The 15623-nt window shown below is 47.3% G+C and carries 11 protein-coding genes; 5 read left to right on the top strand and 6 right to left on the bottom strand.

Annotated elements, in window-relative coordinates:
• The first annotated feature begins 232 nt into the window (after positions 1-232).
• The 4 genes from ACN4EG_RS12565 to larE all read left to right on the top strand — a co-directional run bounded on the left by ACN4EG_RS12565 (position 233) and on the right by larE (position 5761).
• On the top strand, positions 233-1288 hold the full coding sequence (locus tag ACN4EG_RS12565; protein ID WP_431629875.1) for a DUF5357 family protein: 1056 nt from the start codon (positions 233-235) through the stop codon (positions 1286-1288).
• A 102-nt stretch (positions 1289-1390) separates the two neighbouring features.
• On the top strand, positions 1391-2170 hold the full coding sequence (locus ACN4EG_RS12560; RefSeq protein ID WP_431629874.1) for an ABC transporter permease: 780 nt from the start codon (positions 1391-1393) through the stop codon (positions 2168-2170).
• A 182-nt stretch (positions 2171-2352) separates the two neighbouring features.
• The gene (locus ACN4EG_RS12555; protein WP_431629872.1) at positions 2353-4524 is read left to right on the top strand and encodes an ATP-binding protein; all 2172 of its coding nucleotides are present in this window, start codon (positions 2353-2355) and stop codon (positions 4522-4524) included.
• Positions 4525-4903: 379 nt separating this feature from the next.
• The gene (gene larE / locus ACN4EG_RS12550; protein ID WP_431629871.1) at positions 4904-5761 is read left to right on the top strand and encodes an ATP-dependent sacrificial sulfur transferase LarE; all 858 of its coding nucleotides are present in this window, start codon (positions 4904-4906) and stop codon (positions 5759-5761) included.
• Between the two features lie 17 nt (positions 5762-5778).
• Here larE and ACN4EG_RS12545 read toward each other — a convergent pair whose 3' ends face one another.
• The 6 genes from ACN4EG_RS12545 to ACN4EG_RS12520 all read right to left on the bottom strand — a co-directional run bounded on the left by ACN4EG_RS12545 (position 5779) and on the right by ACN4EG_RS12520 (position 12442).
• Positions 5779-6636: a PIG-L deacetylase family protein gene (locus ACN4EG_RS12545; protein WP_431629869.1), complete on the bottom strand. Its 858-nt coding sequence runs from the start codon at positions 6634-6636 to the stop codon at positions 5779-5781.
• Positions 6637-6669: 33 nt separating this feature from the next.
• On the bottom strand, positions 6670-7926 hold the full coding sequence (locus ACN4EG_RS12540) for a glycosyltransferase family 4 protein (RefSeq protein WP_431629867.1): 1257 nt from the start codon (positions 7924-7926) through the stop codon (positions 6670-6672).
• A gap of 420 nt (positions 7927-8346) precedes the next feature.
• Complete coding sequence (locus ACN4EG_RS12535; protein WP_431629865.1) at positions 8347-9582, bottom strand: class I SAM-dependent methyltransferase; 1236 nt, start codon at positions 9580-9582, stop codon at positions 8347-8349.
• Positions 9583-9593: 11 nt separating this feature from the next.
• Positions 9594-10643, bottom strand: coding sequence for an NAD-dependent epimerase/dehydratase family protein (locus ACN4EG_RS12530; RefSeq protein ID WP_431629864.1), 1050 nt, complete (start codon positions 10641-10643; stop codon positions 9594-9596).
• A 3-nt stretch (positions 10644-10646) separates the two neighbouring features.
• Positions 10647-11420: a glucose-1-phosphate cytidylyltransferase gene (gene rfbF / locus ACN4EG_RS12525; protein WP_431629862.1), complete on the bottom strand. Its 774-nt coding sequence runs from the start codon at positions 11418-11420 to the stop codon at positions 10647-10649.
• Between the two features lie 38 nt (positions 11421-11458).
• Positions 11459-12442: a glycosyltransferase family 2 protein gene (locus tag ACN4EG_RS12520; protein ID WP_431629861.1), complete on the bottom strand. Its 984-nt coding sequence runs from the start codon at positions 12440-12442 to the stop codon at positions 11459-11461.
• 1356 nt (positions 12443-13798) lie between these two features.
• Here ACN4EG_RS12520 and ACN4EG_RS12515 point away from each other — a divergent pair.
• A complete protein-coding gene (locus tag ACN4EG_RS12515) occupies positions 13799-15604 on the top strand; it encodes an ABC transporter ATP-binding protein (RefSeq protein ID WP_431629859.1) in 1806 nt (601 codons plus the stop codon).
• Positions 15605-15623 lie beyond the last annotated feature (19 nt).

Below are 15623 nucleotides of genomic sequence, written 5' to 3'. Positions count from 1 at the left end.
GTTCACTCCATAGACCCGCTGAGGTCTAACCCACGAGTTCCTCGCTAATCAGTTCCTAATTAATTCAGTTCCTACTGTCAGTTCCCAATCAGCGTACTTTCGAATTCATGATTCTCGATTCATAATTCCCTAAGAAACGCTGGGGCCTGTAGAAAAAATCGTCTATTCCTTTGATCGTCTGGGCCACCTTGCTGCCAGACCTCCTCAACACAGTTGCCATGAACATGCTGCTATGAAAGAGTTTATTCAAGAAATTCGTGACTTTCTCACCCCCAAACAGCCTGCATCCTGGCAAACTTTGTTGTTGCTAAGTTTGTTTTCGTCATTCATTGCGTTTTTCACGACCTCGATCGCGCAAAACATCATTTCATCCTGTGGGTGGATTTTCTTGATTTTGGCGGCTTGGTGGTTTGTGTATGAACCCCCCATCAAAAAAGCACTGACGTTTCCTGGTATTTTTACTCAAATCTTTATTGGGCCTTGGATTGTCGCTGCATTGATCTGTCTCTTCCTGTTTGGCAGTTGGGGCAACTATGGTCAACTGACGGCCATTACCCCCCCTGCTTTTATTGTCTGGCCGCTCTTATCCGCTGTCATTGGTCTGATCCCCAACTTCATTAAAACCAATGGTGATAGCAAAACCCCGGAATTTACTTGGCCTGGAAAAGATAAGCGCCAAGGGATGGTGCTATTTCTGATGAGTCATTTGTTGGTAGCCTGCTGGTTCCAATTTTATTTTCTCTTGCAAGGTTGGCTGAGCGTCTATCCCAGCTTGCTATCCGATGACTTTACAAGTAGTTCATTTGTTGTGCGGGTCTCGAACTTCGATCGGGGATCGCCCTTGGGTAAAGATGTTTTAAATACGGCAGAAGCTCAACTGCGCAGCCGGCTAGAGAAGCAAACTTGGGGCGAAATTGAACGATGGTTCTTTGAGAACAAAGCCCAAAAACAGTGGGTCAACGATCTGGAATCCGATGTTAGTAAACAATTGACCCAACGATGGCGCTTTTTTGAAGGTCAACTGTGGGATCTCCAGGGCAAAGTCACCACCGATCGCTTCGATACGGGAGCCATGTATAACGTGCAGTTAGACGCCATTTGGCAAGGCCCCAGTTCTCAACAGTCGGGGTACTACCTAACAAAAACCTGCGAAATCACTCCCAGTCGCCAGTTTTATCGCAAGGCGGGTGTCACGCTTCCTAGCAGCCGAGTGATCGGTCGTCTCAAATGCAGCGAAGTGAGCAAACCGATCGAGATTAAGCCCGACTCCAAACCCGTGGGAACCTAGAAATATGCATAGGGAAGGCTTACGGATAGAATAAGATCCACTATCTAGCTGTTTTCTCGATCGAGTTCTCAAGTTCAGCCGTTTCTCTAGCTCACTACGTCTATGTTCGGTTCCATCGCCAGAATTACAGTCATTGCATCGAATGTCTTTCGGGAAGTCATTCGCGATCGTGTCCTGTACTTGGTCGGCTTTTATGGCATCACCTTAATTTTGGCCCAACGGCTCTTGCCGGAAATTGCCGCTTCTACTGAACAAAAGATCTTGCCTGATCTGGGCTTAGCGACGATGCAGGTTCTGGGTTTACTGTTGACGATTTTTGTGGGAACGGGTCTGGTTAATAAGGAAATTGAAAAACGCACAGTATTTGTTCTGATCGCCAAACCCGTCAGTCGATCGGAATTTATAATCGGCAAGCACTTAGGATTATCTGGCGTCTTAGCGGTACTGGTTGCGGCGATGACTGCGCTTTACGCTGGCGTCCTCACCTTGGGACGAATTGATTTTAATGGACTCGCCCTATTGTGCCATTCTGCCTTTCTCTGGCTCCAACTCTCGCTGATCACTGCGATCGCCATTGGCTTTGGGGTGTTTACCAGTTCCCTGCTTGCTGTGCTTATGAGCTTTGCGGTGTACCTCATGGGAGCGCTTAGCCGTGACTTGGTTACATTGGGCAAAGTGTCTAAAAATCCGATGATCGAGCAAGTTACCCGCTATCTCTACATGGTTTTGCCCGATCTCTCTCGGCTCGATCTGAAAAACCAATTGAACTATAACCTCATCCCTGGCACGGATGTCCTTTTAGCGAATGCTGGATATGGTTTACTGTATATAGTTCTTGTCTTGGCTCTGGCTTCGTTGATTTTTGAGCGACGAGAGTTTTAATAGTAACCATGGCTCGATCGTCCTATTGAGTGGCTCATTCTAATAACCCATAGGCTTGACTGCCTAGGTGTTGACTGCCTAGTGTTGACTGCCTAGGTTTGACTGAGCTTAGGCCCAAGAGCTAGATAACGTGAACTGGATCACATGAATGCGACCAAGCTGATGTGTCTGATTGTGTCCCTATGAACTCTTCGACTCAGTGTTATTGGGCGGCTGCCCTCATTTCAGGTGACTGCAACCAGGATTTCGCCTGTGAAGTCCCTTACGAAGTCGCCCATGGAGTTACAGAGGGTACAGATAGCATGCCTGGGAATCACGATCGCGCGGTTGGCTTGGAGATCGCTACAGTGGAGCACAAGTTGCATGCCTTTCGGGATGAATTGGATGATTGGCTAGAATCCTGCACAGTCCAGGGAAGAACCTATGCGGGCGATCAGCAGAATCCACGCTTGCTTCCGTGGGATAGTTCCCAGGAGCCACTGCTTCAACAATTGGTGCAGGCGATCGCCCGTCTCTTGGTGGGGGAAGAAGTGGCGATAGCCCTAAACTCTGTATTTCGAAATATTTTGGGGGCAAACTATCTTTCTATTGATAATTGCAGTTCAGGTAGTTCTAGCTCGAATAATCTACCCGCTACGCCGTTGACCTATCCTAAGGGGCAGGAACTTGGAAGGAGTGACCGCTCAGCTAATCACAGCTCAGCTAGCTACACCCTTGCCGCCTATGTTGGAAGCTGTTTACTGGCAAATCCTCCCTTGGGTTTGAATCAGGCGATCGACGCCGAAATGTTGCTACAGTGGGAAGCTCAAGATTGCTGCTGGGCTTGGCGACTCACGGTTCATAACCAGGAAATGGGTTGGCTGATAGTGCGTCCGCAGGTGAAGGATGCTGCCCTTTTAGAAGCAATTCTCCAGCCGGCTAGGACGGCTTTTATTCAACGGGTTGCGGCTTTGGTGGGTCGATATCTAAGCCATGCACGATCGTACAATCAATTCCAAGTACAAGCCCAAACGCTGCAAACGAGAAATCAGGAATTACAGCAAATTAGTCAACTCAAAAGTGAGTTTTTAGCCAATACGAGTCACGAAATCCGAACGCCGTTAAGTTCCATTCTTGGGTTTACCCATCTTCTGCGTGAACAGGGCTTTAATCCTGGAAGTCTGCGCCACCAAGAATATCTCAAAATAATTCTCACCAGTGGTCAACATCTTTTAGCCCTGATTAATGACATTCTTGATCTATCTAAAATTGAAGCGAATCAACTGGATTTGCATTGGGAGCGGGTTGAGCTAGAACCGCTGTGTCGCACAGTACTAACCCTGGTGCAGGAAAAGGCCAACGATCGGGGGTTATCCCTCAAGTTGGATATTCCGGATCATCTCAGTGCGATCATGGCCGATCCACTCCGCCTCAAGCAAATCCTGTTCAACTTGCTGTCCAATGCCCTGAAATTCACCTCAGAGGGGGCTGTGGGATTACGAGTGGCTCAAGAAGGTGAATTGATGCGGCTAACGGTTTGGGATACAGGGACAGGGATTCCTCCAGAACAGCAGAATTTACTGTTCAAACCCTACCAACAGTTGCCTAACACTGTAACGAGTTCCACGGAAGGAACGGGATTAGGATTGGCCTTGACCCAAAAGTTGGCTGAACTCCATGGGGGCTGGGTAGAGTTGCAATCGGAATTAAACCGGGGTTCAGCGTTTACGGTCGTTATCCCAACTTCTTTACCCTCTGCCTCAGATCTTGGCCTTGAGGCTTTAGATCAGAGTGATTCTACGCCGTCAAGATCGCGATTCAACTCTCAAGTTCGTTGTGCGGATTCTTCTCTGTCTTCTGCCTCTGCTCCTCCTAAAACCAAAACCCTTACAGAAAATTATTCAAGGCAATCAGCCCAGAAAATAGCGAGTCAAACCGGAAATCAAGCTGAAAATCTAATCGAGCAACAACAGGAGAGTAAACGGGTTTCTGGTGAGATTCTTCTGGTGGAAGATAACTTGTTTAATGCTCAGTTGCTCATGACCTATTTAGGAAAATTAGGTTATCAAGTGTCTTGGGCAAAGGATTCTGAGGAAATGTGGCAATCCCTGGCGCATAGTTTGCCGCAGATGATTTTGATGGATATTAATTTGCCGGAAGTGGATGGGTTAACGTTGATTCGTCAGTTACGATCGCAGGCGTGCTACCAAGAACTACCCATTATTGCCCAAACGGCAATGGCGATGTCAGGCGATCGAGAAACCTGTCTAACCGCAGGTGCAACGGATTACGTAGCAAAACCGATCGATTTGAAAAAACTCGCGCTTTTAATTGCACAATATATCTCCCAAAACATCTCTGGTAAGGCACCCTAGATTAATTTGGCTGGGTAACAGGTTGACTTGTTAAAATGCTGAAGTGTGGAATTGCTAGAGTGCGAGTATCTTTATGTGACCTGCTCTGATATCTGGATGATTATAGCGGTAGCCAAAATCATTAGGACAAGCCTATTTTTTGCTTGCAAACCGTTCGATCTCCCTAAATCCCCTTAAAAAAGGGGACTTTAAAAGAATTTAACCGAATTCCTTCCTTATTGGGGGGATCTAGGGGGGATAGAATCGATTGCATTCATGAATCAATTTGATATCAGTGGTCTAGGCTCATTGGCTATAGCTATAACTTAACCATGTCCACTAGTGAGCTCAATTGTGACTAGTTTTGTGTTTGATTTACTGTTAAGAGGGTTTTAAGCTGATGAATATCGCAGATCGCCGACCGACGCTCGATCGTCTGTGTAACTTGTTTGCAGAAATGGATAAAGCCTTGATTGCTTACTCTGGCGGTATTGATAGTACGTTAGTGGCCAAGGTCGCCTACGATGTTTTAGGCGATCGTGCCTTGGCGATCACCGCAGAATCCCCCTCCCTGCTTCCGGAAGACTTGGAAGATGCTCGTATGCAGGCTGCCTACATTGGCATTCCTCACCAAGTGGTCCAAACCCACGAAATGGACAATCCCAACTACACTGCCAATCCCATTAATCGCTGTTATTTCTGCAAAAGCGAACTGCACGATACCCTCAAACCCTTAGCGCTGCAATGGGGGTATCCCTATGTGGTGGATGGCGTCAATGGCGATGATTTGCGGGATTATCGACCGGGTATTCAAGCGGCTAAAGAACGGGGTGCCCGATCGCCGTTAGCAGAATTGGGGATTACCAAACTGGAAGTGCGGGAATTATCGAAGGCATTGGGCCTGCCCTGGTGGGACAAGCCCGCGCAACCTTGTTTGAGTTCTCGGTTTCCCTACGGCGAAGAAATTACGATTCCGAAATTACAGCGAGTCGGTCGGGCAGAATTGTATTTGCGTAAGTTAGGTTGGCAAAATATTCGCGTGCGATCGGAGGGAGAAACGGCCCGCATTGAAGTCTTACCCGAGCAAGTCAAACAATTTGTTATGGACACCGATTTGCCAAACCTGGTTCAGGTCTTTCAAGAGTATGGGTTTCTCTACGTCACCTTGGATTTAGAAGGCTACCGTAGCGGTAAGTTAAATGATGGGTTGATGCAGCAGCAAATGAAGACAAAATCGTTTCGTGGAATTCTAAGTTGACGAGATTATCATTTTGGCTAGCGTGTTTTGTTGGATTCCCAGCAATAGAAGATTTCCTGGGGTTGCAACAAGCAATCTAGAAAGTCTCCCTCTGAGACTTCCGCCAAGGTTGTCCATTTGGACATCTCAAACAACTGCTCCATCTGGGACTTGTGACAGGCTAAGGCTCGTTGCTTCTGGTTCAAGACTGGGGCAATATCCACAGCAACGGTGAAATCCTTCCAAGGATACCAACCCTGTTGAACAGTCCGAATCAGAGATTTGATCCCCATCTTAAAACGACCGATCGCGCCCACCTGAAGCCAATCTAAGCGCATCCAAGGCCAATGGCACCAAAACCAAATGGGGTACTCATAGACCGTGACCTTGAGCGAAGTCCGTCGCAACGCTGTGGTGACGATTTGGTGGGTCGATCGGTGATCGGGAATAAACCCCGGTTCACGATAGTAGGGAATAAAAATCTGTTGAGGCTGGAATTTTAAAAGAAGTTGTTCCACCTGGGCGATCGCCGCCTCTTGGTGACTGGCTAGTTGTCCATCAGGAAAGCCTAGGAACTGCACCTGCGACTGAGGTAAACCCAGGGTTTGAGCCGCCGCGATCGCTTCCTGGGTACGGATTTCCGCTAACTGTTGCGGGGGAATTAAATGGGCATGGGATGCCTGTCCATCGGTCATAAAGACCACTTGTACGCTAGCCCCAGCCCGGTGTTTTTGGATGATTGTGCCGCCGCAACCCAGGGTTTCATCATCTTCATGGGGCGCAAAGACGATCGCCGACTGAGAATATTCAGCCGTTGCCATCGCTGATAACTGAGCCTGCAATCGTCGCCGGAGTTGAGCTTTTCTCCAATTCCGCAAGGAAAACCATTTAGCCATAAGTTTCATCAGACATCGTCGCAGGGGTTGCTGCTAGATGGGTGGGGTAGTTTGATACAGAAATTCTAGACGTTGAATCAGCGGCTGCCAATCAAAATCGACCACAGCCCGTTGACGATTTTCGATCGCGAGTGTTTGCCGTTGTTGAGACTTTTCTAACAACTCAACGATGCCTGCTGCGAGGGCATTTGCATCGTGGGCGGGAACCACTTGACCTTGGGCATGATTTTGCACTAATTCCGGCAAAGCGCCTTTATCGGAAACAATAACTGGCAGACCCGCTGCCATCGCTTCTGCCACGGGCAGCCCGAAGGCTTCGTTGCACACCGAGGGGAAAACGAATAGATCAGCCGTTTGGTAATGCTGGGGTAAATCGTAAAATTTCACATTCCCTACAAAGCGTACCTGTTGACCTGCTGGACGCGATCGTTGCCACTGGTGTAAGTATTGCTGCCACTCACTTTCAGGGTAAAACCGCTCTAAGGCCAGCACCTGAGGATCGTCATCCATATCAATCAGGAACCCCATGGGTAGGACTTCCTGTGGCCCAATTACATCAAGCTGTACATCGGGAAATTGTCGATGAACTTGCTCAAAGGCATCTAATAAAACGTGAATCCCTTTTTCCGGCGAGAGACGGCCTATGTACAAAATTTTCAGAGGCTGGGTAGAGGGTGGCGCGGAGGATCGATTGTTCGCGGGCCTAAAGTAACTCGTATTGACCCCATTAAGGACTGTATGGCAACGATCGGCAATCTCTGGAAATCTTTGACGGATGCCATTAGTAATGAATTCACTGCATCCAATGATTAAATTGGTTTGATGAAGCCGAGGAGCAAGCAAGGTCTGATCCAACTTTGTCAACCATTCGCAGTGCATGTGTAAAACAATTTTAATCTTTGGATTCAACCATCGAACAATGGGAATCAACTGAGAAAAGTTATGAATATGAACAATGTCACAGCCCATTGTCCTCAGCGCCATTGCCAATTGCAAACCATAGGAAAAATAAGTCAGTTTTGATGCGAAAAGCGGATTGGTTGATGACCAAATTGGCAACTTAGATAAAATCTTAAGAACTACTTTGTCTAACAAGATCGGTAAATAGCGATAGACAATATTTTTATGTCGTTTCGTTGTTTGAAGCCACTTACCACGATTGAAAATATAAATTTCATGGCCAAGACTGGCTAATCTCTGGGCAGTTTCATGGATTAGGATTGGGATAGATCCCGATGGATTTTCTGGATTTAAATCGCCCCAGGGTTGATTGACAATTGCAATTTTCATAAACATATGAACGACTTCAGACTGAGTGGAAAGAGAGACTGTCGGATTTCGGATTTCCCCAATCAAGATAATTCAACTTCCTCAAAAATCCTTGTCATCTCAACTACATCAATCCACAAAATTTAGTGATTTTCAACCGTGAGATTACCCTAAATATTGATGCTTGCTTTTTAAGTTACTTTTGTAAAAATTCAAATGAATTGCAGGCAAAAATATTATTTCTTAACTGTTTAGCTATAGGTGCCAACTCAAAAAAGACCTATCGGCAAATGTTTGAAACTCACTCACTTGAGCGATCGCTGTCAAGCTGCTAGCATGTCTCAAACCATTACTCGATAGGTCTTCACTCAAAATACAACTTAGAGTTGTGAGGCTAGTTAACCATGGTTAACCCACTTCATGCCTGTTTCCCTAGGCGAATTAACCCACAATCTTCGGCGTTGGAATAGGCACAATGAATTTACCCCCTCGGCTTTGGTATGTCGCCTGTTGCTTAATGATTTCATCTGCAAAGTTCCAAGCCAAAATCAACACATAGTCGGGTTGATCTTCCAACAGGCGACTGGGAGGCACGATCGGTAAATGGTTCCCGCCCATATAGCGTCCCTGCTTGAACTGATTGAGATCGGCAACGTAATCTAACAGGGTCGTATCAATGCCGAAGTAGGCTAACAACGTCGTCGCCTTGGCCGCAGCGCCATAACCCACAATCCGTTTACCTTGGGCTTTCAGATCCTTCAGGATTGCCAGCAGGTCAGTTTTAATCTGATTAACCCGCTCTGCAAAGGTCAGATAATAGTCAATACGATCGACCTTACGTTCCACTTCCATGGACAGCAATTGCTTAACCGAATCCTGCACATTTTCCTGGGGCTCGACGAACAAGCGCAGAGAACCCCCGTGGATTTGGGTGCGAACAATGTCATTCAGGTACAACCCATGGCTACGGAAAAGCCGATCGAGGGCTGTCACAGAAAAATAACAGAGGTGCTGGTGATAAATTGTGTCAAATTCCCCATGATCAACCAGATCTACTACATAGGGACATTCGATCACAGCGACGCCATCTTCTTTCAGCAGGATTTTAATCCCCGCCACAAAGCCGTTCAAATCCGGTACGTGGGCTAGCACATTGTTGGCGAGGAAGACATCTGCCTGCTTACCCTCTGACCGTAACTGCGTGGCTAATTCCTGGGTAAAGAATGTATTCAGGGTGTTAATTCCCTTTTCCAACGCGGACTTAGCGGGGCCTTCTGCTGGGTCAATGCCGAGAACGGGAACCCCTTTCTCAACAAAGTTTTTCAGCATGTAGCCATCATTACTAGCTGCTTCGATGACAAGGCTCTTTTCGTTTAACCCTCGCCGATCGATTAACGATCGGGCACTGCTTCCAAAGTGCTCCATCAACATGGGAGACACCGAAGAAAAATAAGGATAATCGCGACAGAACAGAATTTCCGGGGGAACCGTCTCTAAAATCTGCACCAATCCGCTTTCCGGGCAAAAGGCCAGGGTTAGCGGCACCATGATTTCGGGTTCATTGAGCTTGTCTTCTCGCACAAGGGCATCCGCAAGGGGCGTAATCCCAAATTCAACGATCGTCTGTAAATTAGAACTGCCGCAGGCCCGACAGCCCTGAATATTTTCGTAGGTCATGGTGATGCTTCCTAGACTTCAACCGTGGGCAGAACCGCCGTTTGCCAGCGCAGATTGGTATCAATTAAGCCATCGCGCATCAGTAGCTTGATGTGGGCAATCCGTTTGTACCGCTCCCCTTCAAAATCATCCAGGGTCAGGCCAATTTTCTTGTAGGTGTTGTACAGTTCCTCTGCACCCTTGCGTGCCGTCCACTGGGGTTGGTATTCCGGCAAGGCATTGGTAATTTTTTCGCAACTGACTCGATAACAGCGCTTATCTGGGCCTGCATCCGCCGCAAAGTCAATTTCGCAGCCAGGTACTACATCCTTGACAATATCCGCAATTTCCGACACCCGGTAGTTTTCTGTCGATCGGCCCACATTAAAGGCTTGGTTATGCACCACTTCGCGGGGAGCATGGAGCACCGCCAAAAAGGCGCGGGAAATATCCTCAATGTGCACGATCGGACGCCAAGGGGTGCCATCACTCTTGATATGCACCTTTCCGGTGGTAAAGGCCCAAGCCACTAGATTATTCAGCACCAAGTCAAACCGCAATCGGGGAGACACGCCATAGGCAGTCGCACTGCGCAGGAACGTGGGCGTAAAATTATCATTCGCCATGGGAGCCACATTCCGCTCCGTTAAGACCTTGGACGTTCCATAGGGCGTTACGGGATTGAGTTCTGAGGTCTCATCCACTGGCGTTTCCCCCGCCGCCCCGTAATTACTACAGGAAGACGAGAAAATAAACCGTTGTACCCCAGCAGCCTTAGCCAGTTCAGCCAACCGAACGGAGGCCAAGTGGTTAATATCGTAGGTTAGTTGGGGATTTAAATCCCCGAGGGGATCGTTCGATAATCCCGCTAGGTGAATCACCGCATCAAATCCTTGCAGATCCGATGCCACTGCTTCCCGAATATCTTTGCGAACCGTGGGAATCTCGGGAATGCTATCCCCGAAAGTGCAGCGCTCGTACAAATCCGTATCCATTCCCACCACATCATGCCCTGCTGCCAGCAGCATAGGAGTCATGATCGTTCCAATATAGCCACGATGCCCTGTTAATAAAACGCGCATTGCCTAGTCCTCCCAAGTTTTCCAAGGTGCCTTTCCACTTTCCCACAGCCCTTCCAGGAGTTTCTTTTCCCGGATGGTATCCATACACTGCCAGAAAGAATTGTGTTTATAGGCCATTAATTGCCCATCGGCAGCCAACCGTTCTAAAGGTTCCTTTTCCCAATGGGTTGAATCGTCATCAATATAGTCGAAGACCTTGGGTTCCAGAACAAAGAAGGCACCGTTAATCCAGCCTTCACCAATTTGAGGCTTTTCGGTAAATTCAGTAATTTGATTGTCTTCTAGCTGCAAGTGTCCAAACCGAGCGGGAGGACGCACTGCGGTCAGGGTGGCTAACTTGCCATGGGATTTATGGAAGGCGAGCAGATCGTTCAAGTTGATATTGGAAACCCCATCCCCCCAGGTCAACATGAAGGTTTCGCTACCCAGATAGGGTTGTAGACGTTTGATACGTCCACCGGTTTGGGTTTTCAGGCCAGTTTCAATCAGTTCCAGGGTCCAATCAGGCTTAGACCCTCCATGCTGTTCCACTTGGCCCGCCTGCAAGTCAACCTTAAGGTGTCCATCCAAGGAACAGTAATCAACCATGTATTTCTTGATGTACTCACCTTTATACCCGAGGGCAATGACAAAGTCTTTCATTCCATAGGTGGCATAGTGCTTCATGATATGCCAGAGGATGGGCTTGCCACCAATTTCCACCATGGGTTTGGGTCTAGTTTCGGTTTCTTCCGCTAACCGAGAACCTAACCCTCCCGCCAAAATTCCAACTTTCATAAACGGTTCCTGTAGGATTAATTCCTGAATTCGCTGGTTTACGAGGAAGCTAGTTTACGATTGCTACCGCCTCGTAAGACTGCTCTTAAAATTAACTCACCTGCAATCAAAAGGTCACGTACCAGTTTGGGAATATGGCGGATGAACCAATATCCGACGGCCCCGTAGCACGCTAAACGCTCTGAGAAGCTTAGGGGTAATAAATTCACAGAAGAGGCATATTCCCGCACAAGATTCCATTCGGGAAAGGTTAATTTACCTAGCTTGGCAGGATCAAACCACTCTGTTGGCGGTAATGGGCCGACCCCTAACCATCTAGAGACTTGGGTTTGACTGCGAATGGTGATCGAGGCAACCCGCGACGATCGATTGCCGTGTTCTCGATTAAAGAATAAAAATTCTGGAATTTCATGGAATCGGCCAAATAGCGCAACTCTGGCCAGAAAAACGCTATCCCCACGGGCATATTTGCCTTGTGGCGGAATTTTCAGCATCATGTCTCTCCGCATTAATCCGAAAATTTCGATCGCAGAATGGCGACGGTGATCCACACACATCAGATTCTGAAATCGCTGCGCTCGGTTTGGCTCATCGGCATGAATATCGTAGTGATAATGGTCGAGGATTTCTCCGTCGGGATTAATTACACACATTTGGGTGTAACACAGAGAAACCTGAGGGTTTTGATCCAGAACGGTCACACAGCGTTCTAACCATTCCGGAGCACAGACATCATCGTGGGCGGCCCATTTGAAATATTCTCCCCGCGCCAGACGAAAAACTCGATCGAAATTGACGATCGGCCCAATGTTGTGATCGTTGCGGTAATAGCGAATTCGCTTATCCCGAGCCGCGTACTCTCGACAAATGGTTTCTGTACTGTCCGTCGAGGCATTATCTGAAATGACGAGCTCAAAATCGGAAAAGGTTTGGTTCAACAGAGAATCCAAACAATCTCTTAGAAAAGCTTCACCGTTGTAGACGGGAATGCCAATACTGACACGGGGTAAGGCTTCTGACATAGTTCAGCACTTCCAATACTCATAAAAATGGGGTTAATTGTATGCACAATCTGAAGACGATCGAACAGAGAAACCGAGGAGCAATACTCTAGTGCTTATTTCCTAAGTAGTCCAATGCCCATTTAACTTATGTAGAAAACTTAAAATGTTCGTTCCACTGTAGTTCCTAATACTAGTACCAAAGGGATATGCACAATTACCAGTCCTTCAATTGTCTCTTCACTAAAACAAAATATTCCATTCCCCCTAGGGCGCGTCATCAATTCATCCTAGAAGCCTTAAGGGATAAGCGTTACTGCGTCCCGGCCCTGCTTCATAAGCTGAGGGCTGAAACCGCTACGGCCAGAGTGTCCGACATCTCATGATGACAGCCCCTAGACTTTGAGTAGCCTGAACATTCAGCAGCTTGATATTCCACGTTCCTGACATACCCCCGATTCAGAAGCTGCGGAGAGCTTGGTCTACCCACAAACCTCAGTTTGCGTTCAGTTGTATTGTGTCCCCCACCAAGTTGTGTACCCCAAGGCTTTATCTGACTAGTTTGCAGATTATATCTGCCTAAAATGTTCTCTCCTCACTGACTGGAAAATGAATCCTGTACAAACTTGAAGATTAAATAAAGCTTTCTCAGCCTTCCTCTGAGTGAATATACTGGTGTAGAAAATGAACATTTTAACCTGCTTGAAAAAGGGATCTCCCGTACTAACTAGTAACGAATATCTAAGACTATCTCGGCTATTGTATTGCCAGCCATCCCTAAGTCCTCCCTTCGATCGAAGAAGAGATAAAACTCCAACACGATCGAAAAATCGATTCCACTAGAGTGGATTCAATGGAGGTCAGGTTATGTTGGTTCTAGAGTTCCGAACTAGATTCTGGCAATCAGAGTCCGGTTTGGATAGAGGGCAAATTTGACCCGCAGAGTCCCTCAACTCGTGATCCTCAACTCGTGATCCTCAACTCGTGTCCATCAACTGGTGCCTTCCAAAGAAGAAGCTCTGAAACCTGAAAGCTAAAGATTAACGATTGAGCTTTATGCCCTATCAAGATGAAATTGCAACCCTGGGCTGTTTCCGCCCCCGATCGTTGAAGCTCCCGCTGTAATTGAATTTCTTCTTGCTTGTTCTAACTATATTTTTGCTTGTTTGAACTTGTTTAAACTTGTTTGAACTTATTTGAAGCCCCCTAAACACAGTGATAGTAAACGAGGTTCAACCCATTGATTTTATTTTAGCGTAGATTTTTAGATGGGTCTGGCCTGAGTATACTTTTGGAGAGAAGCTAATTTTCTTGGATTTGTGTCTTTGCCAAGCCTGGTTCTTGTAAGACACAATCTTGCTATCGACTCGCAGAGGAATGATCTGGATGGAAGGATATTTATCCAAGTTTTTTTACGTTCTATCAGGGCGCAAGAAGGAACTAGGACTTCTTACAGCGTTGGCTACCATGGCATCCATTCTAGAAGCCTTTGGGATTGGAATGGTGGGGCCATTTATTGCAGTGGCAACCAACCCCGAGTCGCCAATTTTGGGTTGGTTCCAGCAACGGTTTAGTTGGCCGACACAACAGATAGTTCTTTTCCTAGGACTAACGGTTGTTGTGGTTTTCTATATCAAGACGTTTGTCAGTTTTTGCGTCCAGCGCTACATTTTTCAGTACGGCTATCGGCAACAAGGGCTACTTTGCTCGCGGTTGATGTACGCTTACTCCCGCGCGCCCTATACCTACCATCTCAATCATAATTCTGCGGAATTGACGCAGAACATGATTAGTGAGACGGAATTGTTCACAAATCGGGTGTTGCTCCCGCTGCTTTTTCTAGGGGCGAATGTCGCAGTTATTACCGCGATCGTTATTCTGCTAGTCGTTACCAATGCCATCGCAGTGGTCATTGTCGGGGGAGTCTTCTTTGTCTCCTTTTTGCTAATTAATCGCTTTAAAGGGCGTGTTTCCGGCTGGGGGCGCGATCGATCAGAAGCCTACGAAGAAATGATTCGTATTATTAATCATAGCTTTGGAGGACTGAAGGAAATTCGGGTGATTGGCTGTGAGCCGTACTTTGAGCGTCAGGCCAATACCCAGATGATGCGCTACGCCAATTCTGCATCTTCCTTCTTTGCCTTTACCAATTTGCCTCGCTACACGATGGAGGCCTTTTTGGTGACGTTTTTGGTCGTTTTCACCTTTCTATTTCTGCAATTTAGCGGGGATAAACCTGAGAATCTCAATGCGATTCTGGGTATTTTCGCCATGGCCTCTATTCGGATGCTGCCTGCCGTCACAATGGTGATCAATGGTGTGAGTGATATTCGCTATGCCACCTCGGCTCTGGATCGAATTTATTTGAGCCTTCAGGAGCTGGAAAAAATTGCAGGTCAATCCAAACTCTTACCCTACAATCCCGACTGGGTTGGTAAAGATAAAGAGATTTCTCCCATGCACTTCGATCGGGAAGTCGCTTTAGACCAAGTTACCTATCGCTATCCTGGATCCGCCGAATATGCCCTCAAGGGCGTTTCCTTAAACCTCAAGAAAGGAGAATCTATCGGCTTAATTGGTCGATCGGGGGCAGGTAAAACCACATTAGTCGATGTGATTTTAGGCTTGCTGGATCTGGAAACAGGGCAGATTAGCGTCGATGGCGTTTCCATCTATGACGATCTGGCCTCCTGGCAACACTTAATTGGCTATGTGCCGCAAACGATTTTTCTGACTGACGATACCTTGGAGAGAAACATTGCCTTTGGGGTGCCTGATCCCTTGATTGATCAGAATCGGTTACAGAAAGCGATCGAAATTGCCCAACTCACAGAACTCGTAGAACGATTACCCCAGGGCATTAATACTATTTTGGGTGAACGAGGCATGCGCTTGTCCGGGGGGCAACGGCAACGGGTGGGAATTGCTCGCACGATTTACCACGATCGCGAAATTTTGGTGTTTGACGAAGCCACCGCAGCCCTCGACAACGAAACTGAAAGCTTGGTCAGTGAAGCGGTGAAAGCCCTAGGCGGCTTAAAAACGATGATTATCATTGCCCACCGATTGACGACGGTGGAACACTGTGATCGCATCTACATGATGGAACGGGGGCAAGTGGTGAAGTCAGGCACCTATGAGGAAGTTGTTCTCAATTCCTCCCCAGCCCCTCGCCAAGTCTAGGAAACCGGGGATTCGAATT

The organism is Alkalinema pantanalense CENA528 (genome assembly GCF_050753345.1).
Taxonomy (GTDB): Bacteria; Cyanobacteriota; Cyanobacteriia; order Leptolyngbyales; family Leptolyngbyaceae; genus Alkalinema; species Alkalinema pantanalense.
Note: the sequence above shows the minus strand (reverse complement) of the source record. Positions and strands in the feature narration are given on the sequence as shown.

Coding starts and splice junctions, on each gene's coding strand:
- ACN4EG_RS12530 (WP_431629864.1), bottom strand. CDS start 10,643: ATGCGCGTTTTATTAACAGGGCATCGTGGCTATATTGGAACGATCATG.
- ACN4EG_RS12560 (WP_431629874.1), top strand. CDS start 1,391: ATGTTCGGTTCCATCGCCAGAATTACAGTCATTGCATCGAATGTCTTT.
- ACN4EG_RS12515 (WP_431629859.1), top strand. CDS start 13,799: ATGATCTGGATGGAAGGATATTTATCCAAGTTTTTTTACGTTCTATCA.
- ACN4EG_RS12545 (WP_431629869.1), bottom strand. CDS start 6,636: ATGGCTAAATGGTTTTCCTTGCGGAATTGGAGAAAAGCTCAACTCCGG.
- ACN4EG_RS12535 (WP_431629865.1), bottom strand. CDS start 9,582: ATGACCTACGAAAATATTCAGGGCTGTCGGGCCTGCGGCAGTTCTAAT.
- ACN4EG_RS12540 (WP_431629867.1), bottom strand. CDS start 7,926: ATGAAAATTGCAATTGTCAATCAACCCTGGGGCGATTTAAATCCAGAA.
- rfbF (WP_431629862.1), bottom strand. CDS start 11,420: ATGAAAGTTGGAATTTTGGCGGGAGGGTTAGGTTCTCGGTTAGCGGAA.
- ACN4EG_RS12520 (WP_431629861.1), bottom strand. CDS start 12,442: ATGTCAGAAGCCTTACCCCGTGTCAGTATTGGCATTCCCGTCTACAAC.
- larE (WP_431629871.1), top strand. CDS start 4,904: ATGAATATCGCAGATCGCCGACCGACGCTCGATCGTCTGTGTAACTTG.
- ACN4EG_RS12555 (WP_431629872.1), top strand. CDS start 2,353: ATGAACTCTTCGACTCAGTGTTATTGGGCGGCTGCCCTCATTTCAGGT.
- ACN4EG_RS12565 (WP_431629875.1), top strand. CDS start 233: ATGAAAGAGTTTATTCAAGAAATTCGTGACTTTCTCACCCCCAAACAG.